The organism is Arsenicicoccus bolidensis DSM 15745, assembly GCF_000426385.1.
Lineage (GTDB): Bacteria > Actinomycetota > Actinomycetes > Actinomycetales > Dermatophilaceae > Arsenicicoccus > Arsenicicoccus bolidensis.
Window position 1 is genome coordinate 41213 of record NZ_AUFG01000009.1, and the last position, 23801, is coordinate 65013.

Genomic DNA, 23801 nt, shown 5'->3' on the forward strand with positions numbered 1-23801 from the left:
AGAGCTGGAGAAGGGACTCGAACCCTCAACCCCCTGTTTACAAGACAGGTGCGCTACCGATTGCGCCACTCCAGCGGGATGACGGCGGCTCCGTCGCGCGGCGGGCCTCCGTCATACCTGCCGTCCGATCCTAGTCGTCGAGCACCCCGCCGACGAACTTCCGGCACTGCACCTGCAGGCAGCGTGCCCGGTCGCCACGGCAGAGCATCCTCTCATATAACTATGCTGTGATATAACTATCAAGTGATAGCCATCGACGCCCTCGCCGACCCGGTGCGGCGGTACGTGATCGAGGTGCTCGCCACCGGTGAGCGCTCAGCCGGGGAGCTCACGCAGGCCGTGGCGGACAGGTTCGGCATCAGCCAGCCTGCGACGTCGCGACACCTGCGCGTGCTCAGGGAGGCCGGCCTCGTCCGCGTACGGACCGACGGGGCGCGCCGACTCTTCACGATCAACCAACAAGGGATCGAGGACGTCGAGGGCTGGCTGCGGGACATCCGCCAGGCCTGGACGGCCGCCTTCTCGTCGCTCGAAGCCGAGGTGGCCCGCAACCAGCAGGCTCCAGGTGCAGCGCCAGGAGGGAAGCCATGAACCTCGCTCAGCAGATCAACGCCGTCACCCGCCGCGTCGCGCAGGACGGTACGGACCACGTCGTCACCCTCGAGCAGACGCTTCGCACGACGCCGTATGACGCCTGGGACGCCTGCACCAACCCTGAACGCCTGGGGCGCTGGTTCGAGCCGGTCGAGGGCGACCTCGGCCTGGGCGGTCGATACCGCCTCACCGAGAGCGGCACGCACGGCACCATCGAGGTCTGCGACAGCCCCCGGGCGTTCCGCATCACCTGGACGCATGGCGACGACACGAGCACGGTCGACGTCACGTTCGTTGCCGACGGCACGGACACCACCATCCAGCTCCGGCACACCATCCCCCACAACGACCACTGGGAGACCTATGGCCCTGCGGCGACCGGCGTGGGCTGGGACGGCTCGCTGCTCGCGCTGTCCCTGATGCTGTCCGGTGACCCCGGGTCAGGGCGCGCAGAGATGACCTCGTTCGACGACACGGAGGCCGGGCGCGCGTTCGTCGCCGACACTGCGGCCGCCTGGCAGCAGGCGCACATCGCGTCGGGGGTCGCGCCGGATCAGGCGCGAGCGTCGTCCGAGCGGACCGTCGCGTTCTACACGAGCGAGTCCTAGTCGTCCGACCGCGAGAGCCGGGCCCAGCGGAGGCGCACCCCGCGGCGAGGATGTCTCGCCCTGCAGCAGGAGACAGGCGAGACGCCGGCGCAGCAGGAGTGCCCGGGCATGACGGAGGGCCGGCATCCCCCTCGGAGATATGCCGGCCCTCGATGTCACGAGCTGGGGCAGGGCGTGCGCGACGCCCCGCGCTCAGCGGCGGACGTAGACGCGCACGTAGTAGCGCTTGCCCGAGCGGGTGTAGCGCTTCTTGAGCACGTAACGCTTCTTGGTGACGTAGCGCTTCTTCTTGACGACGCGCTTCTTGACGACCTTCTTGGCGACGGCCTTGCGGACCGTGGAGCGCGAGGCCGGAGCAGCGGCGCCGCCACGGGTCAGGCCGGCGCGGCGCGAGCAGACGGGCCAGGCGCCCGGGCCCTGGCCAGCGAGGACGCGCTCGGCGATGGCGATCTGCTGGGCCTTGGAGGCGCGGTTGGCGGTCGGGGCGTAGGCGCCGCCGCCGTAGCCGAGCCAGGTGGAGCGGGAGAACTGCAGGCCGCCGTAGTAGCCGTTGCCGGTGGCGATGTTCCAGCGACCGCCGGACTCGCAGGCGGCGACCTTGTCCCAGGTGCCGACGGAGGCGGCGTTGGCGGAGCCGGCGGCGGCGATGCCGCCACCCATCGCGAGGGCGGCCGTGGTGAGGCCGACGGTGGCGATGCGCTTGACGCGCTTGGACGCGCCGGAATGACGGGGGGTGTAACGCATGGGGGGAGTTCCTCTCCTGACGACGCCTGTGAAGTGAGCTGTCGGGTTCGGGCGGTCAGGTGCCCGGCCGCTGCTGCGGCTTCACCCCAAGACCCGCGAGGCGGGTCGAATTGGGTCCTCCACTGTCATCCTGCGCTCGGAGCTGGTGTGTCCGACGGGGTTGCCCTCTGGATGACGCTCGGCGTAGGGGGCATGCGCTGCTGAATTTCGGGGGTATGTAGTTGTGCCCGAGACGGAGAGGTTCTCTCCGCGACAAGCCGCCGGGCCCGGAGGGGCGGCGGCGACGTCAAGGAGGACTCTAGGGCCCGTTATACGTTCGAGACAAACCACAGGTTCGACTCAGGCTTCGGTGGTGGTCGCTCACAGTGACCAATCGCCCCCGTGATGGTCCGCTCTGGTCCCGGATGTCCCCTTGTTTCCGTTACGTACGGTGCGTCTTTGTGGGATGCCTCACATCTACGTCGTGAGCGTGTCAGTTCGCGTCGGAAACCACATGTTCGGACGCGCACAAGCGTGTGGGGGTCGACCCGATCGGGTCGACCCCCACACGTGAGGTGATGCGTGCCTGAGGCTCGCGTCAGCTGGCCGGGGCCATGAGCTTGGCCCAGGTGACCGGACCGGGGTAGCCGCTCACGTCGGAGCCGCTCCAGCCCAGGGACTTCTGGAAGGCCGCGACCGCCGCCTTGTCCACCTGGGTGAACGTCGGGCCGGCGCCGACCTTGTAGAAGCTGCCGAAGCCGTGAGCCTGCAGGCGCTTGCCCAGCAGGGTCACCGCGGGGTCCTTGTGACCCAGCACGAACGCGCTGGCGCCGGGGTAGGACGAGGCCGAGCCCTGCGAGGTGGCCTTGGTGGTCGAGCGCTTGGTGGTCGCGCGCTTCGGCGCGGCCTGCTCGACGACCTTCTTGGAGGTGGAGCGCTTGGTGCTGCGCGGCTCCGAGGAGGACACGACCTTGCGCTCGGTGGAGCGCGAGGCGCGCGAGGTCGTGGCCGGGCTGCTGCTGTCGGCGCCGCCGCCGCTGCGGGTCAGACCCGCCTTGCGGGAGCAGACGGGCCAGGCGCCGGGGCCCTGAGCGGCCAGGACGCGCTTGGCGACCCGGATCTGCTCGGCCTTGGAGGCCGAGGCGGCCGAGCCGGAGCCGCCGTAGGCGCGCCAGGTGCTGCCCTTGAACTGCAGCCCACCCTGGTAGCCGTTGCCGGTGTTGATGGACCAGTTGCCGCCGGACTCGCAGGCAGCGACGCGGTCCCAGACGCCGTCTGCGGCCTGAGCGTTGCCGGCGGTGGCGATGCCGCCGCCGACGGTGAGGGCAGCGGTGGCGAGGCCCGTCGTGGCCCAGCGGGCGGTGCGACGGGTCGAGGAGATGGCGTGACGAGGTGCGTAGCGCACAGAGATCCTTTCCTGACGACGCCTGTGAAGTGAGCTGTCGGGTTCGGACGGTCAGGTGTCCGGCCGCAGTAGCGGCTTCACCCCAAGACCTGCTCGCGCAGGTCGGCACACGCTGCTCTCGCAGCTCGTGAGTGGGTCCTCCACCAGCACCCCAGGACCCGGACGATGGATGGTGTCCGGCGACGATGCCCGTCGGGTGCTGCTCGGCGCAGCGGGCATGTCCTACATGTGAATTCGGGTCTATACAGTTGTGCCCCGAGACGGGGGATGGCCCCCGCGACACACCTCGACCGGGTCCTGCGGACGTCGGCCTACGGCGCTCGTCGACCATAGGCACGTCGCGCCGGCGATCCCAAACCCAGGCCCCAGTCTCGGCGTGTTTACCCCCCACCTGGTGGATCGGGACGACGACGTCTCCACCCCACCTGGACGCCGACCAGGGGTGTTATCACCCGCGCGGCGCCGGCTCGGACCTCAGAACTGCCAGTCCACCGTGCGGCCGGTCAGCGGGTCGCCCTGCAGCGGCCACCACACCGGCACGCCGTGCCGCAGGAGCGCCCACAGCCCCAGCCCGAGCACGGCGGCCACGAGCAGCGCCGTCACGATCTCCCGGGTGAGCTGCCCCGGGGTGAGGCCTCGCATGAGCATGCGCGAGCCGCGTCGCAGCGACACCCCGCCCGCGCCCCACCAGCAGGACCAGCACCCCACGAGGGCTCCGACCGCCAGCGGCACGGCCCCGGTCGGCGCCTGCGGGACACCGACGAGCGAGCTGCCCAACGACACCGCGAACATCACGGCCACGGTCACGAGGATCCCGAGCAGCCCGGTGGCGAGCGTACTCACGGCGGCGGCCAGCAGCTGGAAGGGGCTGCGGGCGACCGCCACCGCGACGTCGGTCCCGCGCGCCCCGCCCGCCTCGTGGCGCCGCAGCACGGTCGCGGTGACCGAACGGTCGACCGTGCGCGCCAGCACCGACCACACCAGCGCCAGCCCCACGGCGATCATCGGCCAGGTCGTAGCCAGCGCCGCGACGGCTCCGGTGAGGCCGATCAGCTGGGCCGTGCGGGCCGGCTTGCCGACGCGCGGGTCTCCCACCGGCACCGGCGGCCGCTGGTCCTGACGGGGCTCCAGGCCGTATGCCGATCCCCCGGCGCCAGGCGGGGTCGTCGCAGCAGCGGGAGGGAAGGTCTGGGCGACGGGCTGGCCCGCGGGGTGGACCGAGGCAGCAGGACGTGACGGCGCCAGGCTCGGCGGTGCCGAGGCCGGCGGCGCCATCCGCGGCGTGCGACGGATCGGTGCGTAGGGCGACGCTCCGGCGAGAGGCCGACCCGCCTGCCCCTCGCCTGCCAGACCCGCGGCGAGCCCTGCCGCACCGCCGGCGGCACCACCCAGCGGGACGGCCGGCATCACGCGCGTCGACCCCTGGCGCGGTGGCTGCTGTCCCGCGAGCTCCGTTCGGGCAGCGAGGGACTCGGTGGGCGGCGCGATGGTCTGGGTCACGGCGGGGAGCACCTCGGTGCGGCCGCTCGGGCCGGTCGCCAGGTGCGGGGCCTCCCCGTGCGCGAGCTGCTCCAGGGCAGCCAGCACCGTGCCTGCCGACGGCCGGTGGGCGGGGTCGGGCGCGAGCGCCGCGGCCAGCAGCGGTCGCATCCGCTCGTCGACCCCCGTGAGGTCGTGCTGCCCGGACCGCACGCGGTCGAGGATGACGTCGACCCGGCCTCGCCCGAACGGCGGGGCGCCGGTGGCGGCATACGCGAGGGTGGACGCCCAGCCCCACCAGTCCGTGGCCTCGGTGACCGGCGCGCCCTCGAGCACCTCCGGGGAGAGATAGCCGGGGGTCCCCATGACGAGCCCGGTGCTGGTGAGCCGCACGTCGTCCGCGACGTGCGCGATGCCGAAGTCGATGACCACCGGGTCGTCGTCGACGACCAGCACGTTGCCGGGCTTGAGGTCGCGGTGGACCACACCGGCGGCGTGGATGGCGCCGAGCGCCTCGTGCAGCCCGCGCGCCAGGCGCAGCAGGGCCTCGCCACGGAACGGTCCGTGAGCGGTGACGTAGTCGTCGAGCGGCGGCCCGGGCGCGTAGCGCGTCACGATGTAGGGCCGCGCCCCCTCGGGATCGGCGTCGAGCACCGCAGCCACGCGGGGGTGCTGCACCCGCTCCAGCGTCGTGACCTCGCGCGCCAACCGGGCCCGCGCGTCGGGGTCACCGGCGATGTGCGGGCGCAGGGCCTTGATGGCGACGGCCCGGCCCGCGCGGTCCAGGCCGAGATAGACGACACCCATGCCGCCCTCCCCCAGCAGGCCGGCCAGGCGATAGGGACCGAGGGTGTCGTAGGCCGCGGGCAGCCCGGCGGGCGGCGTGGTCGACGACGTGCTCATGCCCTCCACGGTACGTGCTCGTGGTGAACCGTCGCTGAGACCACCCGCCGCCCGGGGTGACGATCCGGCTACTACTGGCTGCTACTGGTTGATGTAGCCGACCAGGTGGTCGCGCTCGTCCTGCAGCTGGCTGATCCGGTGCTTGACCACGTCGCCGATGGTGACGATCGCCGCGAGCCGGCCGTCCTCGATGACGGGGACGTGGCGGATGCGGCGCTCGGTCATCGACCCGGCGAGGTCCTCGATCTCGTCGCCGAAGGAGCAGGTGTGCACCTCGACGGTCATGATCGTGGAGACCGGCTCCTGCAGGACCCCGGCCCCGGACCGGCCCAGGTGCCGCACCACGTCGCGCTCGCTGACGATGCCGGAGACGCTCGTGCCGTCGTCGCTGACGACGACCGCGCCGATGTTGTGGTCGGCGAGGAGCGTGAGCAGCTCGCCGACGGTGGCGTCCGGTCGCATGGTGACGACGTCGGAGCCCTTGGACTTGACCACGTCGGAGATCTTCATGTCGAGACCCTAGGCCCCTGCCCCCGCGCGCGCCAGAGGGACCCCCGCCTAGAGTGGCACTGCGCCGGGTAGGTGCAGGACCGGCGTGCCCGTCGGCCCGTCATACGACACCCGGCCCGCACCCGGACCGCACCCCCGGGAGGCCCCCGGGCGACACCAGAGGAGCTGATCGCACCATGGCGGACACCGCCGCACGGTACGACTTCGTGATCGCAGCCAACCGCCTCCCCGTGGACCGCGTCGTCGGCGAGGACGGGCAGGTCGAGTGGCACCGCAGCCCCGGCGGCCTCGTGACGGCCATGGAGTCCGTCATGAGCGGGCGCGACGGTGTCTGGGTGGGGTGGGCCGGCGAGCCCGGCGAGGCGCCGGAGCCCTTTGACGAGGCGGGCATGCGGCTGCATCCCGTGCCCCTGTCCGAGGACGAGATCCAGGGCTACTACGAAGGATTCAGCAACGACACGCTGTGGCCGATCTATCACGACGTGATCGTCCCCGCCCAGTTCCACCGCAAGTGGTGGCATCAGTACCGCGAGGTCAACGAGCGGTTCGCCAAGACCCTCGCCGAGGTCGCCGAGGAGGGCGCGACGGTCTGGGTGCACGACTACCAGCTGCAGCTCGTGCCGGCCTTCCTGCGTCAGCTGCGACCGGACCTGCGGATCGGCTGGTTCGACCACATCCCCTTCCCGCCGGTCGAGCTGTTCGGCCAGCTCCCCTGGCGCCAGGGGATCCTCGAGGGTCTGCTCGGCGCGGACTTCCTCGGCTTCCAGCGCCCCGGGGACGCCGAGAACTTCCTGCGCGCCTGCCGTCGCTACCTCGGTATGACGGTCAAGGGTGACGTCATCCACGTCGGCAAGGCGACCGGCGGGCACGACGTGCGCGCCGCCGCGGTGCCGATCTCGGTGGACTTCTCGAGCATGGACGAGCTGTCCCGCCGCCCCGAGATCAAGAAGCGTGCCAAGGAGATTCGCGAGTCGCTCGGCAACCCGAGCGCGCTCCTGCTCGGCATCGACCGGCTCGACTACACCAAGGGCATCCGGCACCGGCTCAAGGCCTACGAGGAGCTCCTCAAGGACGGCTCGCTCGACGGCGCCGACACGACCTTCATCCAGATCGCGACGCCGAGCCGCGAGCGCATCGACGCCTACATCGACCTGCGGGAGCACGTCGAGGGCGCGGTGGGGCGCATCAACGGCAACTACTCCGCGATCGGCTCCCCCGCCATGGAGTACCTCCACCAGGGCTATGGCCGCGAGGAGCTCGCCGCGCTGTTCCTCGCCGCGGACGTGATGGTCGTGACGCCGCTGCGCGACGGCATGAACCTCGTTGCCAAGGAGTACATCTCGTGCCGCCACGACAACGGCGGGGCGCTGCTGCTCTCGGAGTTCACGGGTGCCGCGGAGGAGCTGCGCGAGGCCTTCATGGTCAACCCGCACGACGTCATCGGCCTCAAGCGCACGATCATGGACGCCATCAACTCCTCCCCCCAGGAGCGCTCGCGCCGCATGAAGGCCCTGCGTCGCCGGGTCCGCCGCAACGACGTGCAGCACTGGGCCTCTGCCTTCCTCGACGCCCTCGAGGCCGCCCCGCACAAGCCGTCGCGGCACGGGCCGCAGACCGAGCAGGCGCAGCGACGCGAGCAGGAGGAGCGGGCCCAGCGTGAGGAGGACGCCCGTGGCGCGCAGGCCGCGCGCGAGGCGGAGCGTCGGTCCGAGCGGGACGACCGCGACGACCGCGACGGCAGCGGCCGTGACCGCGAGGAGGGGCGCTGACCATGGACGCAGACCTGCAGTCAGCGATCGACGAGCTCGCTTCTCGCGCAACGATCATCGTGGCGACGGACTTCGACGGCGTCCTGTCGCCGCTCGTCGAGGACCCCATGGCGGCCCGCCCCCTGCCGGGCACGGTCGAGGCGCTGCGCGCCCTGGCTCGTATGCCGAGAACCACGGTGGCCGCCGTCTCCGGACGGGACCTCGAGACCCTCGGCGCCCTGACCGGCCTGGTTGACCTCCCGGACGACGAGCGCGTGGTGCTGGTCGGGAGCCACGGCGCCCAGACCTCGCGCCCCGAGGCCGGCGTCCATGCGCTCAGCGACGCCCAGACCATGGCCCTGCGGGCGCTCGACGCGGCGCTGACGGCGATCGTCGAGGCCCACCCGGGCACCCGCATCGAGCGCAAGCCCGCCGCGGTGGTCCTGCACACGCGCGGCGTCGAGCAGTCGGTGGCCGACTCGGCCACCGCCGACACCGTGGCCATGGCGTCCCAGCACTCCAAGGCCCACGTCATGCCCGGCAAGTGCGTGGTCGAGCTCTCGGTCGTGGACAGCGACAAGGGCTCTGCCCTGGTCGATCTCGCGGCGTGGTGCGGAGCGGACGCGGTCTACTACGCCGGCGACGACGTGACCGACGAGCGGGCCTTCGCCCGGCTCGGCGACGCCGACCTGACCCTCAAGGTCGGCGAGGGCGACACCGTGGCCCGGCACCGCGTGGCGTCACCGCAGGAGGCCGCCGAGGTCCTGGAGGCGTTGGTCGAGGCGCGGGCCCGTCATACGGCCTGAGCCCCTCCCCCAAGCTCCCCAAGGCCCCAGATCGTGAGGGTTTCCTCCAAGAATCGTGGAGGAGACACTCACGATCCTGCAGGAGCGGGACCTGCAGGGGGGCGGCGCGCGGCCGGGGCCGTCGAGGCGCGGACGACCAGCTCCGGCTGGAAGAGGTACTCGGTGCGCGGCACGGGGTTGCCGGCGATCTCGTCGAGCAGCGAGCGCACCGCGGCCTCCCCCATCGCCACGACCGCCTGGTGCACGGTGGTGAGCGGAGGGTTGGTGAAGGCCATCAGCGCCGAGTCGTCGTAGCCGATCACGGAGACGTCCTCGGGGACCCGCAGCCCGCGGGCCCGCGCCGCGCGGATCGCCCCGAGCGCCATCAGGTCCGACCCGCACACGATCGCCGTGCACCCCTTGCCGATCAGTCGGGTCGCGGCAGACGCACCGCCCTCGACGCTGAACAACGTGGCCTCGATGAGGGAGTCGACGTCGGTGCGGCCCAGCTGCCGCGCCATCACCGCGCGGTAGCCCTCGATCTTGCGGATCACCGGGACGTAGCGCTCGGGACCGACGGCGAGACCGATCTCGGTGTGCCCCAACTGGATCAGGTGGGTGAGCGAGAGCTCCATGGACGCCACGTCGTCGTTGGACAGGAACGGCGCGTCGATCCCCGGGTAGTAGCCGTTGACGAGCACCAGCGGCAGCCCGGCGTCGCGCAGCCGCTGGTAGCGGTCCGGGCTGGTCGTCGTGTCGGCGTGCTGCCCACTGGCCACGATCATCCCGGCGACGCCGCGGTCGAGCAGCATCTCGGTGTAGTCGTCCTCGTGCATGCCGCCGGGCGTCTGGGTGCACAGCACCGGGGTGTAGCCGTGCACCGCGAGCGCCGTCTCGATGATCTGCGCGAGGACGGGAAAGATCGGGTTGTCGAGCTCGGGGACGATGAGGCCCACGAGGCCGGCCGTCTTGCGCCGCAGCTGCAGCGGCCGCTCGTAGCCCAGCACGTCCAGCGCCGTCAGCACCGACTGACGAGTCGACTCCGCGACGTTGGGCTTGTTGTTGAGGACACGGCTGACCGTCGCCTCGCTCACCTTGGCGTGAGCGGCGATGTCCACCAGGCGTGGTGGTCGCATGTGGTCTCCCTCGAGGACGGTCAGTCGGGTGGGTGCCGGGGTCGTGACGGCCCGCGTCACCAGGGCGTCTCCGGAGCTCCGGGCCAGACCCACACCGACACCCCCGGCCCGTCCGCCGCGAGGGTGATCGTGCCACCCTCGCGACCCAGGCGGGTGCCGTATGCCGCGACCGCCGCCTCGACGCCGGGGAGGTGACGCGTCGAGAGCCGGATGGGGGCGTGGGCGCCCCTGGACACGTGCACCAGGGCCGTCTGGTCGGGGTGCTCCCGCAGGAAGGTCAGCGAGTCGCCGTCGGCGTGGACCCACCGCAGACCACCTCGGCGCAGCGCCACGTGGTCCACCCGCAGGCGCACCAGTGCCTGATAGGCCTCGAAGATGTCTGTGTCCCAGCAGGACTCGTCCCACGGCATGGGTCGGCGTCCGTCCTCGCCCGAGTCACCCTCCATGCCCACCTCGTCCCCGTAGGTGATCATCGGGATGCCCGGCATCGTCAGCAGCAGCCCGGCCGCGGCGACCACCTGCCGGGCGTCCTCGCCGACGAGGGTGCGGACACGAGTGGTGTCGTGGCTCCCGAGCAGGGTGAAGGAGTGGGCGCGCACGGTCCACGGGGACTGCGCCATGAAGTCCTCCACCGTCTCGCGGACGGCCTCGCCCCCGAGCCGGGGCACCCTGAGCGGAGATCCGAGGAACTTGGGGGCGAATCCCTTGTCCCGCAACCAGGTCCACACGGGCCGCGTGAATCCCGCGTAGTTCATCGCACCGTGCCACCCGTCCCCACGGATGTCGGTGCTGAAGTCGTGGACGTGCTCACCGACCAGGAGCGACCCCGGCGCGGCCTCGTCCACGGCCCTGCGCATCTCGCGGGCCACGGCGTGGTTGTGGTCCTGGGCGCCGTGACGTCCGGTCATGTTGGCGACGTCGACGCGCCACCCGTCCAGGGCGTAGGGCTGCGCCAGCCAGCGCCGCACGACGCCGTCGGGGTCGACGAGCACGCGACGCCACAGCTCGTCGCTGTCGTAGTTCAGCTTGGGCAGCGACGGGACGCCCAGCCAGGAGACGTAGCCGCCGTCGTCGTCCCACAGGTAGAACCAGCGCTCCGGCGAGTCGGGCTGCGCCACAGCGGTCTCGAACCACTCGTGCCGAGCGCCGGTGTGATTGGTCGTGAAGTCCCCGAGGACCCGCAGGCCGCGCCGGTGGGCCTCGAGGGTGAGCCGGGCCAGCGCGTCGTCGCCGCCCAGCAGCGGGTCCACGTGCTGGAAGGTGTCGGCGTCGTACCGGTGGTTGGACCGTCCGGGGAAGAAGGGGGTCAGGTAGAGCACGTCCACGCCGAGGCGCTCGAGGTGGTCGAGATGCTCGCGTATGCCGTCCAGGTCGCCACCGTAGAGCTGGTCGCCGATGATGCGACGGTCCCGCGTGACCGGCTCCTCCCAGCGGGCGGGGACGGCCCACTCGGGCGTGGGGCGCGCGTCCGCCCCGGCGGACCGAGCGAAGCGGTCGGGAAAGACCTGGTAGACGACGGCGTCGAGCGCCCACTCGGGCGGCGGGGCGTCGGTCGCGACCAGGCGGAAGTCCGCGGCGTCCGGGACGTCGCGGTCGTGCAGACCCGTGCCGTTGAGCCACTGGTAGCCGGCGGGTCCGCCGGAGAGCAGGAAGCGGTAGCCCGTCACGGGGTTGTGGACGACCACCTCGGCCTGCCACCACGTCTCGTGCTCGTCCTCGTGGACCACGACAGCGTCGACGTAGCGGCTCTCACCGTCGGGGGTGGTGCGGACGTGCACCGTCGTGACGCGGTCCGAGGCGTCCTCGGGCGCTGGCACCCGCAGCCGGATCTGGACCGTCTGGCCGAGCGCCGGGGCCTGGGTGGACACGTACAGCGGTGAGCCGTCGTGGTGGGGCTGGTCGAGCAGCCCCACCACGACGGTGTCCTCGGTGAGGGCCCGGGTCACTTCACCGAGCCCTGGGTGAGGCCGCCGACGAGCTGCTTCTGGAACAGCGCGTACAGAGCCATCACGGGAAGGGAGCACAGCAGCGAGCCGGCGGCGAAGAAGCCGAACTTCTCGTTGGCGTCACGTCCCTTGGACAGGGCGCGGAGCCCGACGGCCAGGGTCTGGTTGTCGACGTCCGTCAGGAAGACGCTGGCGAGCATGAACTCGCCGAACAGTCCGACGAAGGTGATCATGAACACCGTCACGAGGATCGGCATGGCCAGGCGCAGGATCATCGTGAAGAAGACCCGCGCGTGGCTGGCGCCGTCCACGATCGCCGCCTCGTCCATCTCCTTGGGCACCGTGTCGAAGTAGCCCTTGAGCAGCCACACGTTGCCCATGGCCCCACCGAGGTAGGCCAGGATGAGGCCCCACGAGGTGTTGAGCCCGAACTCCGGCATGACGTCGGAGATCTTGGCGAAGGTGATGTACATCGCCACGAGCCCGAGCGTCGCGGGAAAGAGCTGCAGCAGGAGCAGGCCGAGCATGCCCTCACGACGCCCGCGGAAGCGCATGCGCGAGAAGGCGTACGACGCGCACGCCGAGATGAAGGTGCACAGGAGCGCGCCGACACCGCAGATCAGCACCGAGTTCTTGAACCAGTTCCAGTAAGGACGGCTCGGGTCCGCGCCGAGGGACTTGAAGTTCTCCAACGAGAAGTGTCGCGGGATCAGGTCCGACGAGGCCAGCTGGCCCGACGGGTTGAGGGCCGCGGAGACGAGGAACAGGATCGGGAACAGCGCCCAGACGAGGGCGATGATGCCGAGCACGTGTCGCCACCACTGGGACCCGCCCTCGGCCCCGCCTGCCCGCGGCTTGGTGAGCTGCTGCTTCTCCTCCGGGGGGAGGGTGGCCGCCACCGGGCCGCGGACGTCTCCCACGCCGGCCGTGCTGTTCGTTCCGGGGTTCAGCTGGCTCATCACTGCACCTCTTCCAGGGACTTGGTGGCGCGGAACCCGGGCAGGGCCTGGATCGCCACGAGCGCGAAGATTACGACGGCCACGGCGGATGCGAGACCGTAGTTGGGGGCCGCGCCCGAGAAGGCCAGGCGGTAGGCGTACGTCACGAGCAAGTCGGTGCTGCCCATGCCCGCGCTGCCCCCCTCGAAGGGACCGCCCTCGGTGAGCAGGTAGATGAGGGTGAAGTTGTTGAAGTTGAAGCCGTAGGACGCGATCAGCAGCGGTCCCACGGCCACCATCAGCAGCGGCATGGTGATCCGCGTGAGGGTCTGGAAGGAGCCTGCCCCGTCGATCTTGGCGGCCTCCTTGACGTCGCTCGGGATCGACTGCAGCGCACCGGTGCACAGCAGGAACATGTACGGGAAGCCCAACCACAGGTTGGTGATCAGGATGGCGACCTTGGCCCAGAACCCGTCCCCGATCCAGTCGATGTTGAGGCCGGTCAGGGTGTTGATGAGCCCGTAGTCCTGGTTGAACATGCCTCGCCACAGGAGCGCGGTCACGAACACGGGGATGGCGTACGGGAGGATCAGCAGGGTGCGGTAGACCGCCTTGCCCTTGAGGTTGGGCGAGTTGAACAGCAGGGCGATCAGCATCCCGAGGACGAAGGTGGAGATGACCGTGCCGCCCGCGAAGATGATGTTCCAGACGAACATCTTGAGGAACCCGGAGCGCATCGTGGAGTCGCTGAAGATCGTCGCGTAGTTCTTGGTACCGACGTTCTCCTGCCAGCCCTGGGAGAAGGACTGGCCGGAGCCGTCGGTCGCGACGTACTTGCTGTCCTGGGGCTTGTAGGTCAGCTTGCTCTTGGTGTCCGTCAGCGTGTCCGAGGCGGCGTCGTAGGTGATGGTCGCCCGGCCCTCGTACGCCGCCGAGAGACCCTGCATCTTGATGCCGCTGCCGTCCTTGCTGGGGACGGCGAACTGGCCGAGGTCCTTGGACCGCGCGTTGGCCTGCCGGCCCGTGAGGACCGTGTAGCCCTTGGCCTTCGTGATCTTGCCCAGCGCCGACTTCTCGACGTCGCTGTCGGCGAGGTCCGTCAGACCGTTCACGTCGCCGACGACGCTCTTGCCCTGCGGGTCCGTCAGCAGGAGGGACAGGGCGCCCGTCGTGGGGTCCGTGCCCTCCTTGACCGCCACGCTGGCCTTGTAGCGGGTCGAGCCAGGCACGACCTGGACGGAGTTGGCGACGATCTGCTTGACCGCCTCGTCCTTGGTGCCGAGGTGACCGTCACCGTAGTTGGTGAAGGACACCATGATCGTGAAGATGATGGGCCACACCTGCAGCGCCAGCAGGCAGAGCATTCCGGGGAGCAGGTACTTCATGGGCACGGCACGGCGGGTCGCGTAGACCGCGAGGATGCACAGGCCGACGAAGGCCACCGTGCTCACGCCGAGCCACATGCCCTGGGCCGACATGCGCGTCGCGATCCAGAAGACGAGCGCCATCGCCAGCGCGATGCCACCCCACTTCAGGACCAGCGCGGGGGCCGAGGTCCGAGACATAGGAGGGTCCTAACCAGTACGTCGTCGTAAAGGGGGTGGTGCAGGCATGCCGGCCCGCAGGGCGCGAGCCGGCATACCTGTCATGCGGGGCTCGGTCAGCCCTTGGCGATGTTGGTGGTGATCTCCTTGGCAGCGGCGTCCAGGCGAGCCTTGGGCTGGGCCTTGCCGGAGATGATGTCGGCGGTGGCGAGGCCGAAAGGCTCCCACACGGCGTTCATGGCCGGGATGTTGGGCATCGGAGCGCCGTCCTTGCCCGCCTCGAACCACGCCTTGATATCCGGGTTGGACGCCGCGACCTCGTCGTAGGCCTCCTTGAGGGCCGGCGGGCGCTGCCCGGCCTCGAAGAGCGCCAGCTGGAGGTCCTTGCGCGGCACGTAGTTCGTGACGAACTCCTGCGCCATCTGCGCGTTCTTGGCCTTGGCCGAGACGTAGAACATCTGGACCCCGCTGAACGGCTTCATCGCGCTGCCGCCCTCGAGGGACGGGAGGTTCGAGATGGCGTACTTGACGCCGGCCTTCTTGGCGGGGGCGACCGACCAGGGGCCGGTGATCATGAACGGCACCTTGCCGGTGTCGAACAGCTGGTCCATGTTGGTGTCGTCGACGTTGGTCGACAGGACCTTCTGCTGGCCGAGCTTGGCGAGGACCTCGCCGCCCTTGACCGAGCCGGCGCTGTTGACCAGGACCTGCTTGGGGTCGTAGTCGCCGTTGGCGCCCTTGGCGAAGATGCCACCACCCTCGAAGGCCGAGAGGTAGGGGTAGGAGTAGTAGGCGTTGCCCTTCTTGCCCACGAACTGGATGAGCGGCTGCGTCGCCTTGCCGGCCTTGACCAGCTCCTGGCCCTTGGCGACGAGCTCGTCCATGGTCTTGGGGGCGTCGGGGGCGAGCGCGGTGTTGCGCAGCAGGCCGATGTTCTCGATGGCGTAGGGGACGCCGTAGATCTGGTTGTTGAACTTGGTGCCGGCCATGGCCTGCGGCAGGAACTTGTCCTGGGTGGCCTGGTCGAGCTGGATCGGGCTCACGGTGCCGTTCTGCACGAGCTCACCGGCCCAGTCGTGGGCGCCCACGACGATGTCCGGGCCCTTGCCCACCTTGGTGGCGTCCTTGAACTGCTGGCGGGTGTCGGTGGCGATCTGGACGGCGACCTTCACGCCGTTCTCCTCGCCGAAGGCCTGCGCGTACTTGGTGACGGCGGGGGCGCGGTCGGCGTCGGACCAGATCACGAGGTCGGCGTTGGCGTCGCGCGCCGCGTCCTTGGTGCTCATCGTGGTCGGTGCGGCGGCCGTGGCACCAGCGCTGGACGAGGCGGAGGCCGAACCGGCAGGCGTGGTGCTGGACGAGGTCGTGGTGGCGCCACCGCCGCCACAGGCGGTCATGAGCAGAGCTGAGGCACCGACGACGGCGACGGGCCCGAATGCACGCTTGTGCATGTCATCTCCCTTGATGTTGGTCTCACGCGAAGTGCGCGTTGGCAAGATCTTGCAGCATCGACCGGTGGTTTGCAAGAAGTTGCAGGGAACCCCGGTCTTGAACGTTCCTAAACCGTTGCAGCCCCCTGACTCAGGGTCAGAGCAGGTCGACAGAGCTGCAACCTGTTGCATACTGGCCCGAGCGACAACGACGTCCGCCACCTCATCGGCAACGCCGGATCGCCTCCTGGAGCCCGCCGGGTTCCAGGACCACCTTTGCAACGGATCGTCCGGCACGTTCCTGCCGGTGAAGGAAGGCAGACCATGGCAACGGTCAAGTTCGACAACGCAACCCGTCTCTACCCGGGCAACGACAAGCCCAGCGTGGACCGGCTCAACATCGACATCGAGGACGGCGAGTTCCTCGTCCTCGTCGGTCCCTCCGGCTGCGGCAAGTCCACGTCGCTGCGCATGCTCGCCGGCCTCGAGGAGGTCAACGGCGGCAAGATCTGGATCGGTGACCGCGACGTCACCAACCTGTCCCCCAAGGACCGCGACGTGGCGATGGTCTTCCAGAACTACGCGCTCTACCCCCACATGAGCGTCGCCGACAACATGGGCTTCGCGCTCAAGATCGCCGGCGTCGACAAGGGCGAGATCCGCAAGCGCGTCGAGGAGGCCGCCAAGATCCTCGACCTCGAGCAGTACCTCGAGCGCAAGCCCAAGGCCCTGTCCGGTGGCCAGCGTCAGCGCGTGGCCATGGGCCGCGCCATCGTCCGCAACCCGCAGGTCTTCCTCATGGACGAGCCGCTGTCCAACCTGGACGCCAAGCTGCGCGTCCAGACCCGCACGCAGATCGCCTCGCTGCAGCGTCGCCTCGGCGTCACCACCGTCTACGTCACCCACGACCAGGTCGAGGCCATGACGATGGGCGACCGCGTCGCGGTCCTCAAGGACGGCATCCTGCAGCAGTGCGACTCCCCGCGCCGCATGTACGACCACCCGGACAACGTCTTCGTCGCCGGCTTCATCGGCTCCCCCGCCATGAACATCATGGAGGTCCCGGTCGCCGACGGTGGGGTCCGCCTCGGGCAGCACACCACCCCGGTCCCCCGCGACGCGCTCAACGACGCCGGCCGCAAGGTGATCATGGGCGTCCGTCCCGAGGACCTCGAGCTGTCCAACGAGGGCCTGCCCGTGACCGTCGACGTCGTCGAGGAGCTCGGCGCGGATGCCTACGTCTACGGCTCCACCGACGACGCCCACGGCTCGGGCCAGATCATCGCCCGCGTCGACGGCCGCCGCCCCCCGATGAAGGGCGAGCAGGTCTTCTTCGCGCCCAAGGCGGACCACATCCACCTGTTCGACAGCGAGTCGGGCCTGCGCCTCAACGACTGACCCACCTCAGGTAGTCACATCCACCCGAGCTAGCACGCCAGGCGGATGTGACCGACCCAGGCGGATCCCCAGCGCGAGCGGCGGTCACCCCACAGCGGGGCGGCCGCCGCTCGCGGCAGTCGACCCTACGGTCAGGGCGCCGGGGTGAGGGGCTTGTCCTTGAACCACGGCTGGGCGGCCTTTGTGTAGGTCCCGTCCCGCTTGGCGATCGCGAGCCAGCCGTCCACGACCTCCTCCCAGACGACGTCGCCCTGCGGCAGGAGATAGCCCTTCTGGGAGAAGTCGAAGGGCTTGTCGGGGTGCACCGCGCACAGCCGCGCACAGCTGCGGGTGCGTCGACGCCACCCACACCGTCTCGGAGGCGTCCGTGGTCATGACGTCGGCCCGGCCCGCGATGATCTCGTCGAAGATCGTGTTGTTGTCCTTCCACCGGATGATCCGGCCCTGCGGGTAGTGCTTGACCGCGAACTTCTCGTTGGTGCCGCCGATGGGTGTGATCGACCGGACGCCGGGCCTGTTGATCTCCGCCACGGTGTCGTAGTTGGCGACCTTGCTGCACAACGTGATCGGCGTCTTGCCCTCGGTCAGCAACGGCTCGGTGAAGAAGGCCTGCTGCAGCCGGTCGGTGCTGATCGAGATGCCACCCATCCCGGTGTCGCACCGAGCCGTGAAGTCCGGCATGAGCGTCTTTCACGTCGTCGGGACCCACTCGACCTTGACGCCGAGCCGTGCGGCCAGGTCCTGCGCCATGGTCACGTCGATGCCGCTGTAGGCACCCGTCCGTGGGTCCTTGTAGGTGAAGGGGCGGTAGGCCCCGGTGGTGCAGACGCGCACGCTGCCTCACGGATGCGAATCACGGTGGCCCTCCTCGGCATACGGCGGTGTGTGCCGTTGAACCTAGACCCCCCCGGTCGCGCCGCGGCGAGGCTCGTCTCGCCCGCCAAGATGTGGCAACCGCCGCCGGACCGGGTGTTCTGCCACGATGGGGGGATGGCGCTCGAGATCACCGCGGTCCGCCCTGACCCCGCCCTGCTGGACCTGCCCTGGTCCACCCCTCTGGAGGACTGGCCCGAGGAGAGGCTGGCTGCGCTCCCCCGCGGCATCTCCCGGCACATCGTGCGATTCGTGCGCGTCCCCGAGGGTGTGGTCGCGATCAAGGAGATCAAGGACGAGATCGCCTTCCGCGAGTACCACATGCTCCGCGCGCTCAACCGGCTGATGATCCCGTGCGTGCGCCCCTACGGCGTGGTCAGCGGACGGGTGGGCGCCGACGGCGAGCCCCTCGACTCCTGCCTGATCACCCACCACCTGAAGTACTCCCTGCCGTTCCGGGCGCTGTTCAGCCAGACCCTGCGCCCCGACACCGCGACCCGCCTCATCGACGCCCTCGCCGTGCTGCTCGTGCGACTGCACCTGCAGGGCTTCTGGTGGGGCGACGTGTCGCTGTCCAACACGCTCTTCCGGCGCGACGCGGGCGCCTTCGCGGCGTACGTCGTCGACGCGGAGACGGGCGAGCTGCGCGACCGGCTGTCCGACGGCCAGCGCGACCACGACCTCGACATCGCCCGGGTCAACATCGCCGGCGAGCTGATGGACCTCGAGGCCGGCGGGCTGCTGCCCGAGGGCAACGACCCCGTCGAGATCTCCAACCAGATCATGGCCCGCTACACCCAGCTGTGGCACGAGCTGACGGGCGTCGAGTCCTACAACGTCGGCGAGCGGTGGCGCGTCGACGAGCGGATCCGACAGCTCAACCAGCTCGGCTTCGACGTGGACGAGCTGGCCATGTCCACCGACATCGACGGGACCACGCTGCGCATCCAGCCCAAGGTCGTCGACGCCGGTCACCACAGCCGCCGCCTCCTGCGCCTGACGGGTCTCGACGTCGAGGAGAACCAGGCCCGCCGCCTGCTCAACGACCTCGACGCCTATCGCGCGGCGCTGGACGTGCAGGGCGAGGACGAGGCCATCACCGCCACGCGCTGGCTCAACGAGATCTTCCTGCCGATCACCCGCGCCATCCCCGCCGACCTGCGCGGCAAGCTCGAGCCCGCCGAGCTCTTCCACGAGCTGCTCGAGCACCGGTGGTACCTCTCCGAGCGCAACGGCCACGACGTGCCGATCGGGCAGGCGATGGCCGACTACATCCTGACGATCCTGCCGACCAAGCCGGTCGAGGAGACCGTCGTCGGCGTCGACACGGTGGAGATGCCGGTCGTCGCGCACCTGGACGACTGACTCGTCACAGATCGTGATCACCTGGGGGCATTCACGCACGAGGGGCGCCCTGCCGGTCCTATGCTTCGCGTGAAGCCATCACGAGGAGTGATCATGACCGACAACAGCAACAACCCGTATGCCGGACCGCCCGCCGGCTCGACGCCGTCAGGCTCGTCGCCGTACGGCGCCACCACGCCCGAGCCTTCGGCCTACGGCCAGGCAGGGGCGTACGGGCAGGCCCCCGCCGATGGGGAGTCCCACTCCTACGGGCAGGCCCCGGCATACGGGCAGGTCCCGGCATACGGCCAGGGCTCGGGTCCGACGGCGACGGCGGCGCTGGCGCCCTGGGGCAAGCGTGTGCTCGCCTCGGTGCTCGACGGACTGCTGACGCTGCCCGGCGCCCTCCTCATGACGATCGGCGCCGGCGTGATGGCCAGCGGGTCGGGCACCTCGACCGTCGACCCCACGACCGGTGAGATCCTGACGACCGGCGGCGACCAGGGCATGATCACGACCGGCCTGGTGCTGGTGGGCGTCGGCTGGCTGCTGGCGCTGGTCATCCAGATCTACAACCGCTGGGTGCGCGGCGGGCGCGGCCAGTCCTGGGGCAAGAAGGTCGCCGGGACCTGGCTGGTCTCCGAGCGCACCGGCCAGCCGATCGGCACGGGCATGGCCTTCGTGCGAGACCTGGCGCACTACCTCGACAGCCTGCCGCTCTACCTCGGCTACCTGTGGCCGCTGTGGGACGAGCGACGCCAGACCTTCGCCGACAAGATGTGCGGGACCGTCGTCACGACCGTCCCGCCGCGCCAGTCGTAGCGGCCGCGCACTACGGCGCAGCACGTCGCACCACACAGATCAGCCGGCCTTCGTCACACCCGCCTGGGGGACGAAGGCCGGCTGCTGTGACTGCCGGGGGTAGGTCAGCGGGTGGCGGCGCGCTGGCGGGCGATCTCGTAGAGCGTGACGCCGCAGGCGATGCCGGCGTTGAGCGACTCGTTGCCGGACGCCATCGGGATCGACACGATCTGGTCGCAGGTCTCGCCCACGAGACGCGACAGGCCCTTGGCCTCGGACCCCACGACCACGACGAGCGGCTGGTCGGCGAGGTCCAGCTGCGGCAGCTCGACGTCCCCGTCCATGTCGAGCCCGATCACGAAGTAGCCCTGCTTGCGGTAGTCCTGCAAGGTGCGAGTCAGGTTGGTGGCCTGCGCGACGGGGACGCGGGAGGCGGCACCGGCGGAGGTCTTCCACGCCGAGGCGGTCATGCCCACGCTGCGACGCTCGGGGACGACCACCCCGTGACCGCCGAAGGCCCCGACCGAGCGGATGATCGCGCCCAGGTTGCGGGGGTCGGTGATGCCGTCGAGCGCCACGACGAGCGGGATCCCCGGCGTCTGGGGGTCGACGAGCTCGGAGGGGTGGCGGTAGTCGTAGGGCGGGATCTGCAGCGCGAGCCCCTGGTGCACCGCGCCGTCGGTGAGCCGGTCCAGCTCGCCGCGGGGCGTCTCGAGGATGGGGATGTTGCGCTCGGTCGCGATCTTGAGGGCCTCGCGGACGCGGTCGTCGGAGTCGATGCGGCTCGCGACGTAGACCGTGCTCGCCGGGATGTCCGCGCGCAGGGCCTCCAGGACCGAGTTGCGGCCCGCGACGGTCTCGGTGCTGGTGCGGTTGCGGCGACCGCCGTGACCACCGGCACCGCCGCGACCGCCGCCGGCCCCACCGGTGCCCGGGCGACCACCCGCGGCACCCGCGGCGCCGGCCTTGGCGGCACGCTGCGCCTGCTTGTAGGCCTTGTGGTTGGGACGCTCCTCGGCCTTGGGCGTGGGGCCCTTGCCCTCGAGCGAGCGGCGGCGCTGGCCGCCGCTGCCGACGGAGGCGCCCTTGCGGGAGGCGCCCTTGCGCATCGCGCCGCGGCGCTGGGAGTTGCCTGGCATGGGATCAGTCCTTGGTGTCGGTGTTGCCGGTGGAGCCGGTGGTGCCCGCGGCGGCGGGGCGGGCCAGGGTCCAGCGCGCTCCGGACGGCGAGTCCTCGACGAGGATCCCGGCGGCCGTCAGGTCGTCACGGATGGCGTCGGCCGTGGCGAAGTCCCGCTCCTTGCGGGCCGCCGCACGGCGGTCGAGCTGCGCCTGGACGAGGACGTCGAGGGCGGAGCGCGCCACGTCGCCCTCGCCACCGCTCGCGTCCCAGTGCGGGTCGAGGGGGTTGACGCCGAGCACGTCCGTCATGGCCATGACCTGCGCCGCGAGACGTCGGGCCAGCTCACGGTCGCCGTCGTCGAGCGCGGTGTTGCCCGCCCTGACGGTGTCGTGGACGACGGCCAGGGCCCCGGAGACCCCGAGGTCGTCGTCCATCGCCGCGCGGAACTCGGCGGGGAACGGCTCGGCGGGCGCGTCCGGCATACCGTGCTCGACCGCACGACGCAGGAAACCCTCGATCCGCTCGACCGCCGCCTCGGCCTCGGCCAGGGAGCCCTCGTGGAACTCGATGGTGGAGCGGTAGTGCGCGGCCCCGAGGTAGTAGCGCAGCGCGAGCGGCCTGGTCTGGCGGGCGATCTCGGTGACGATCAGAGAGTTGCCGAGCGACTTGCTCATCTTTTCGCCCTGGACGGTCACCCAGGCGTTGTGCATCCAGTAGCGCGCGAACCCGAGCCCGGCCGCGTGCGACTGGGCCTGCTCGTTCTCGTGGTGCGGGAAGCGCAGGTCGACGCCGCCGCCGTGGATGTCGAACTCGTCGCCGAGGTACTTGCGAGCCATCGCGGAGCACTCGAGGTGCCAGCCGGGGCGGCCCGTGCCGTAGGGCGTCGGCCAGCTGGCCGTGGCGGGCTCGCCGGCCTTCCACCCCTTCCACAGGGCGAAGTCGCGCGGGTCGCGCTTGCCGCGCGGGTCGGCGTCCTCGGCAGCCTCCATGTCGTCGATCGACTGGCGGGTCAGCGCGCCGTAGGCCGGGAAGGACCGCACGTCGAAGTAGACGTCACCGCTGCCGTCGGGCGCCGCGTAGGCGTGGCCCTTGTCGACGAGGGTGTCCATCAGCGTGACCATCTCGGGGACGTGCCCGGTCGCGCGCGGCTCGTAGGTCGCGGGCAGCACGCCGAGCAGGTCCAGGGCCTCGGAGGTCTGGCGCTCGTGGTCATAGGACCAGGCCCACCACTCGGCGCCGTTCTCGGCGGACTTGCGCAGGATCTTGTCGTCGATGTCGGTGACGTTGCGCACCAGGGTCACGTCGTAGCCGTGGCCGGCGGTCAGCCAGCGCCGCAGGATGTCGAACGCGACGGCGAAGCGCACGTGACCGATGTGGGGGGCGCCCTGGGTGGTGAGGCCACAGATGTAGATGCCGACCTTGCCCTCGTGCAGTGGCTGGAACTCGCGCAGCTCGCGCGTGGCGGTGTCGTAGATGTGGAGACTCACCCGCCCCATGCTACCGGCGGCAGGCGTGGGGCCTCGCCTCCAGCGGACCTGCCCGAGGTAGTCACGTCCGCCCGGGTTGGCAGCCAACGGGCACCCCAGCGGATGTGACCAGGGCGGGTCGATTCCGTCAACGCCCCAGATATCGCCGTATGCCGGCGGCCAGCGCCACGGCCTCGCGCTGCCGGAAGGCCGCTGACCCCAGCAGGCGGGCGTCCCGCGGGTGGCGCAGGTTGCCCGCCTCGAGCATCACGGCGGGGACGGTCGACAGGTTGAGGCCCCCGATGTCGGTGCGCCGGCTGAGTGCGGTCCCCCGCCCGACATAGGTCGAGCGCGGCATCCCGGTCCCGGCCGCGAACGCGTCCCGCACCGCCACGGCCAGCCGCTCGGACCGCTGCTGCACGGCCGGCCCGCCCGCCATGCGCGGCGAGTGGATGACGTGGAAGCCCCTGGCCCGCGGCGAGAGGTTGCCGTCGTCATGGATGGACACGACCAGCGTCGCCCGCGCCTGATTGCCGATGGCGGCCCGCCGGTCGATGCACGGCCCGAAGCCCCGATCGTCGGCCCGGGTCAGCACCACGCGCGCGCCCTGGGCCCGCAGCACCGTCGCGAGCCGGGTGGCCGTGTCCCACACCTGCGCGTGCTCGGGGTAGCCGGCCGCGGTCTGGGTGCCGACGGTGTTGCAGGTCTTCCACAGGCCGTTGCCGGAGTAGACCTTGCGGGCGAGCGCCCTGGGGTTGCGGCCGTTGCCCCCGTTGTGACCAGGGTCGACGACGATCGTGGTGCCCGCGAGCGGCGCTCGGTTGCCGGCTGACCGGACCGCGGACGGTGGGCCGGCTGACGGGAGGGCCGTCGCCCCTGGGGCGAGGGCGGACGCGGCCGCGACGGCGGCGGTGATCATGGCGGCGACCCACGCGTGCCGCGGGCCTGCGTGGTGGCGGGCGTGGTTCGTCATACGGCCAGTGTCCTCGTCGCAGGCGACTCTCCCAACCCCGGCGGCTCGCGCTGCCGGCGGGCGCCAGATCAGCC

Annotated in this window: 21 protein-coding genes, 1 tRNA gene and 2 riboswitches; of the genes, 7 read left to right on the forward strand and 15 right to left on the reverse strand. The window is 70.8% G+C overall.

Annotation, left to right across the window (positions count from 1 at the left end):
- Window positions 1-2: 2 nt before the first annotated feature.
- Window positions 3-75, reverse strand: a tRNA-Thr gene (locus K313_RS0106965).
- A 168-nt stretch (window positions 76-243) separates the two neighbouring features.
- Here K313_RS0106965 and K313_RS0106970 point away from each other — a divergent pair.
- Window positions 244-591, forward strand: a complete 348-nt coding sequence (locus K313_RS0106970) for an ArsR/SmtB family transcription factor (RefSeq protein ID WP_029211010.1) — start codon at window positions 244-246, stop codon at window positions 589-591.
- A complete protein-coding gene (locus K313_RS0106975; protein ID WP_029211011.1) occupies window positions 588-1202 on the forward strand; it encodes an SRPBCC domain-containing protein in 615 nt (204 codons plus the stop codon). Before K313_RS0106970 ends, K313_RS0106975 begins: the two co-directional genes overlap by 4 nt.
- Window positions 1203-1394: 192 nt before the next feature.
- On the opposite strand, the gene K313_RS24700 is transcribed toward K313_RS0106975, so the two are convergent.
- The 4 genes from K313_RS24700 to K313_RS0106995 all read right to left on the reverse strand — a co-directional run bounded on the left by K313_RS24700 (window position 1395) and on the right by K313_RS0106995 (window position 6222).
- On the reverse strand, window positions 1395-1946 hold the full coding sequence (locus tag K313_RS24700) for a transglycosylase family protein (protein ID WP_029211012.1): 552 nt from the start codon (window positions 1944-1946) through the stop codon (window positions 1395-1397).
- Window positions 1947-1954: 8 nt separating this feature from the next.
- Window positions 1955-2098, reverse strand: a riboswitch (cyclic di-AMP (ydaO/yuaA leader).
- Between the two features lie 425 nt (window positions 2099-2523).
- Window positions 2524-3330 (reverse strand): transglycosylase family protein, encoded by an 807-nt coding sequence (locus tag K313_RS24450; RefSeq protein WP_029211013.1) that lies wholly within the window; start codon window positions 3328-3330, stop codon window positions 2524-2526.
- Window positions 3331-3334: 4 nt separating this feature from the next.
- Window positions 3335-3522, reverse strand: a riboswitch (cyclic di-AMP (ydaO/yuaA leader).
- A 282-nt stretch (window positions 3523-3804) separates the two neighbouring features.
- Window positions 3805-5712 carry a serine/threonine-protein kinase gene (locus K313_RS0106990; RefSeq protein ID WP_156911209.1) on the reverse strand — a complete coding sequence of 636 codons (1908 nt, stop codon included), beginning with the start codon at window positions 5710-5712 and terminating at the stop codon, window positions 3805-3807.
- Window positions 5713-5793: 81 nt separating this feature from the next.
- Window positions 5794-6222 (reverse strand): CBS domain-containing protein, encoded by a 429-nt coding sequence (locus tag K313_RS0106995; protein ID WP_029211015.1) that lies wholly within the window; start codon window positions 6220-6222, stop codon window positions 5794-5796.
- A 176-nt stretch (window positions 6223-6398) separates the two neighbouring features.
- Here K313_RS0106995 and K313_RS0107000 point away from each other — a divergent pair, with 176 nt between their 5' ends.
- Both K313_RS0107000 and otsB read left to right on the forward strand, forming a co-directional pair.
- The gene (locus K313_RS0107000) at window positions 6399-7991 is read left to right on the forward strand and encodes an alpha,alpha-trehalose-phosphate synthase (UDP-forming) (RefSeq protein ID WP_029211016.1); all 1593 of its coding nucleotides are present in this window, start codon (window positions 6399-6401) and stop codon (window positions 7989-7991) included.
- 2 nt (window positions 7992-7993) lie between these two features.
- Window positions 7994-8776, forward strand: coding sequence for a trehalose-phosphatase (gene otsB / locus K313_RS0107005; protein WP_034252198.1), 783 nt, complete (start codon window positions 7994-7996; stop codon window positions 8774-8776).
- Between the two features lie 68 nt (window positions 8777-8844).
- Here the strand turns inward: otsB and K313_RS0107010 are convergent, their stop codons facing one another.
- The 5 genes from K313_RS0107010 to K313_RS0107030 all read right to left on the reverse strand — a co-directional run bounded on the left by K313_RS0107010 (window position 8845) and on the right by K313_RS0107030 (window position 15770).
- Window positions 8845-9891 (reverse strand): LacI family DNA-binding transcriptional regulator, encoded by a 1047-nt coding sequence (locus K313_RS0107010; RefSeq protein WP_029211018.1) that lies wholly within the window; start codon window positions 9889-9891, stop codon window positions 8845-8847.
- Between the two features lie 56 nt (window positions 9892-9947).
- Complete coding sequence (locus K313_RS0107015; protein WP_240483951.1) at window positions 9948-11837, reverse strand: glycoside hydrolase family 13 protein; 1890 nt, start codon at window positions 11835-11837, stop codon at window positions 9948-9950.
- The gene (locus tag K313_RS0107020) at window positions 11834-12796 is read right to left on the reverse strand and encodes a sugar ABC transporter permease (RefSeq protein WP_029211020.1); all 963 of its coding nucleotides are present in this window, start codon (window positions 12794-12796) and stop codon (window positions 11834-11836) included. The genes K313_RS0107015 and K313_RS0107020 overlap by 4 nt, the downstream gene beginning before the upstream one ends.
- Window positions 12796-14340 carry an ABC transporter permease subunit gene (locus tag K313_RS0107025; RefSeq protein ID WP_029211021.1) on the reverse strand — a complete coding sequence of 515 codons (1545 nt, stop codon included), beginning with the start codon at window positions 14338-14340 and terminating at the stop codon, window positions 12796-12798. The genes K313_RS0107020 and K313_RS0107025 overlap by 1 nt, the downstream gene beginning before the upstream one ends.
- 95 nt (window positions 14341-14435) lie before the next feature.
- Window positions 14436-15770 (reverse strand): sugar ABC transporter substrate-binding protein, encoded by a 1335-nt coding sequence (locus K313_RS0107030; protein ID WP_029211022.1) that lies wholly within the window; start codon window positions 15768-15770, stop codon window positions 14436-14438.
- Window positions 15771-16073: 303 nt separating this feature from the next.
- Between K313_RS0107030 and K313_RS0107035 the strand changes: the two genes are divergently transcribed.
- Window positions 16074-17147, forward strand: coding sequence for an ABC transporter ATP-binding protein (locus tag K313_RS0107035; protein WP_029211023.1), 1074 nt, complete (start codon window positions 16074-16076; stop codon window positions 17145-17147).
- 131 nt (window positions 17148-17278) lie between these two features.
- Here K313_RS0107035 and K313_RS24455 read toward each other — a convergent pair whose 3' ends face one another.
- Both K313_RS24455 and K313_RS24855 read right to left on the reverse strand, forming a co-directional pair.
- Window positions 17279-17452, reverse strand: a complete 174-nt coding sequence (locus K313_RS24455; RefSeq protein ID WP_240483952.1) for a type 2 periplasmic-binding domain-containing protein — start codon at window positions 17450-17452, stop codon at window positions 17279-17281.
- A 385-nt stretch (window positions 17453-17837) separates the two neighbouring features.
- Window positions 17838-17981 (reverse strand): transporter substrate-binding domain-containing protein, encoded by a 144-nt coding sequence (locus K313_RS24855; RefSeq protein WP_376783704.1) that lies wholly within the window; start codon window positions 17979-17981, stop codon window positions 17838-17840.
- A 156-nt stretch (window positions 17982-18137) separates the two neighbouring features.
- Between K313_RS24855 and K313_RS0107055 the strand changes: the two genes are divergently transcribed.
- Both K313_RS0107055 and K313_RS20360 read left to right on the forward strand, forming a co-directional pair.
- The gene (locus K313_RS0107055) at window positions 18138-19385 is read left to right on the forward strand and encodes a DUF4032 domain-containing protein (protein WP_029211024.1); all 1248 of its coding nucleotides are present in this window, start codon (window positions 18138-18140) and stop codon (window positions 19383-19385) included.
- 93 nt (window positions 19386-19478) lie between these two features.
- Window positions 19479-20186: an RDD family protein gene (locus K313_RS20360; RefSeq protein ID WP_029211025.1), complete on the forward strand. Its 708-nt coding sequence runs from the start codon at window positions 19479-19481 to the stop codon at window positions 20184-20186.
- A gap of 104 nt (window positions 20187-20290) precedes the next feature.
- Here K313_RS20360 and rlmB read toward each other — a convergent pair whose 3' ends face one another.
- The 3 genes from rlmB to K313_RS0107075 form a co-directional block, all read right to left on the reverse strand.
- Entirely contained in the window at window positions 20291-21304 is a 1014-nt protein-coding gene (gene rlmB / locus K313_RS0107065; RefSeq protein ID WP_029211026.1) for a 23S rRNA (guanosine(2251)-2'-O)-methyltransferase RlmB, read from the reverse strand.
- A 4-nt stretch (window positions 21305-21308) separates the two neighbouring features.
- Window positions 21309-22775: a cysteine--tRNA ligase gene (cysS, locus tag K313_RS0107070; protein WP_029211027.1), complete on the reverse strand. Its 1467-nt coding sequence runs from the start codon at window positions 22773-22775 to the stop codon at window positions 21309-21311.
- A 127-nt stretch (window positions 22776-22902) separates the two neighbouring features.
- Window positions 22903-23727 carry an N-acetylmuramoyl-L-alanine amidase gene (locus K313_RS0107075; RefSeq protein WP_029211028.1) on the reverse strand — a complete coding sequence of 275 codons (825 nt, stop codon included), beginning with the start codon at window positions 23725-23727 and terminating at the stop codon, window positions 22903-22905.
- Window positions 23728-23801 lie beyond the last annotated feature (74 nt).

Coding starts and splice junctions, on each gene's coding strand:
- K313_RS0106975 (WP_029211011.1), top strand. CDS start 588: ATGAACCTCGCTCAGCAGATCAACGCCGTCACCCGCCGCGTCGCGCAG.
- K313_RS24700 (WP_029211012.1), bottom strand. CDS start 1,946: ATGCGTTACACCCCCCGTCATTCCGGCGCGTCCAAGCGCGTCAAGCGC.
- K313_RS0106990 (WP_156911209.1), bottom strand. CDS start 5,712: ATGAGCACGTCGTCGACCACGCCGCCCGCCGGGCTGCCCGCGGCCTAC.
- K313_RS0106995 (WP_029211015.1), bottom strand. CDS start 6,222: ATGAAGATCTCCGACGTGGTCAAGTCCAAGGGCTCCGACGTCGTCACC.
- K313_RS0107000 (WP_029211016.1), top strand. CDS start 6,399: ATGGCGGACACCGCCGCACGGTACGACTTCGTGATCGCAGCCAACCGC.
- otsB (WP_034252198.1), top strand. CDS start 7,994: ATGGACGCAGACCTGCAGTCAGCGATCGACGAGCTCGCTTCTCGCGCA.
- K313_RS0107010 (WP_029211018.1), bottom strand. CDS start 9,891: ATGCGACCACCACGCCTGGTGGACATCGCCGCTCACGCCAAGGTGAGC.
- K313_RS0107020 (WP_029211020.1), bottom strand. CDS start 12,796: ATGAGCCAGCTGAACCCCGGAACGAACAGCACGGCCGGCGTGGGAGAC.
- K313_RS0107025 (WP_029211021.1), bottom strand. CDS start 14,340: ATGTCTCGGACCTCGGCCCCCGCGCTGGTCCTGAAGTGGGGTGGCATC.
- K313_RS0107030 (WP_029211022.1), bottom strand. CDS start 15,770: ATGCACAAGCGTGCATTCGGGCCCGTCGCCGTCGTCGGTGCCTCAGCT.
- K313_RS0107035 (WP_029211023.1), top strand. CDS start 16,074: ATGGCAACGGTCAAGTTCGACAACGCAACCCGTCTCTACCCGGGCAAC.
- K313_RS0107055 (WP_029211024.1), top strand. CDS start 18,138: ATGGCGCTCGAGATCACCGCGGTCCGCCCTGACCCCGCCCTGCTGGAC.
- K313_RS20360 (WP_029211025.1), top strand. CDS start 19,479: ATGACCGACAACAGCAACAACCCGTATGCCGGACCGCCCGCCGGCTCG.
- rlmB (WP_029211026.1), bottom strand. CDS start 21,304: ATGCCAGGCAACTCCCAGCGCCGCGGCGCGATGCGCAAGGGCGCCTCC.
- K313_RS0107075 (WP_029211028.1), bottom strand. CDS start 23,727: ATGACGAACCACGCCCGCCACCACGCAGGCCCGCGGCACGCGTGGGTC.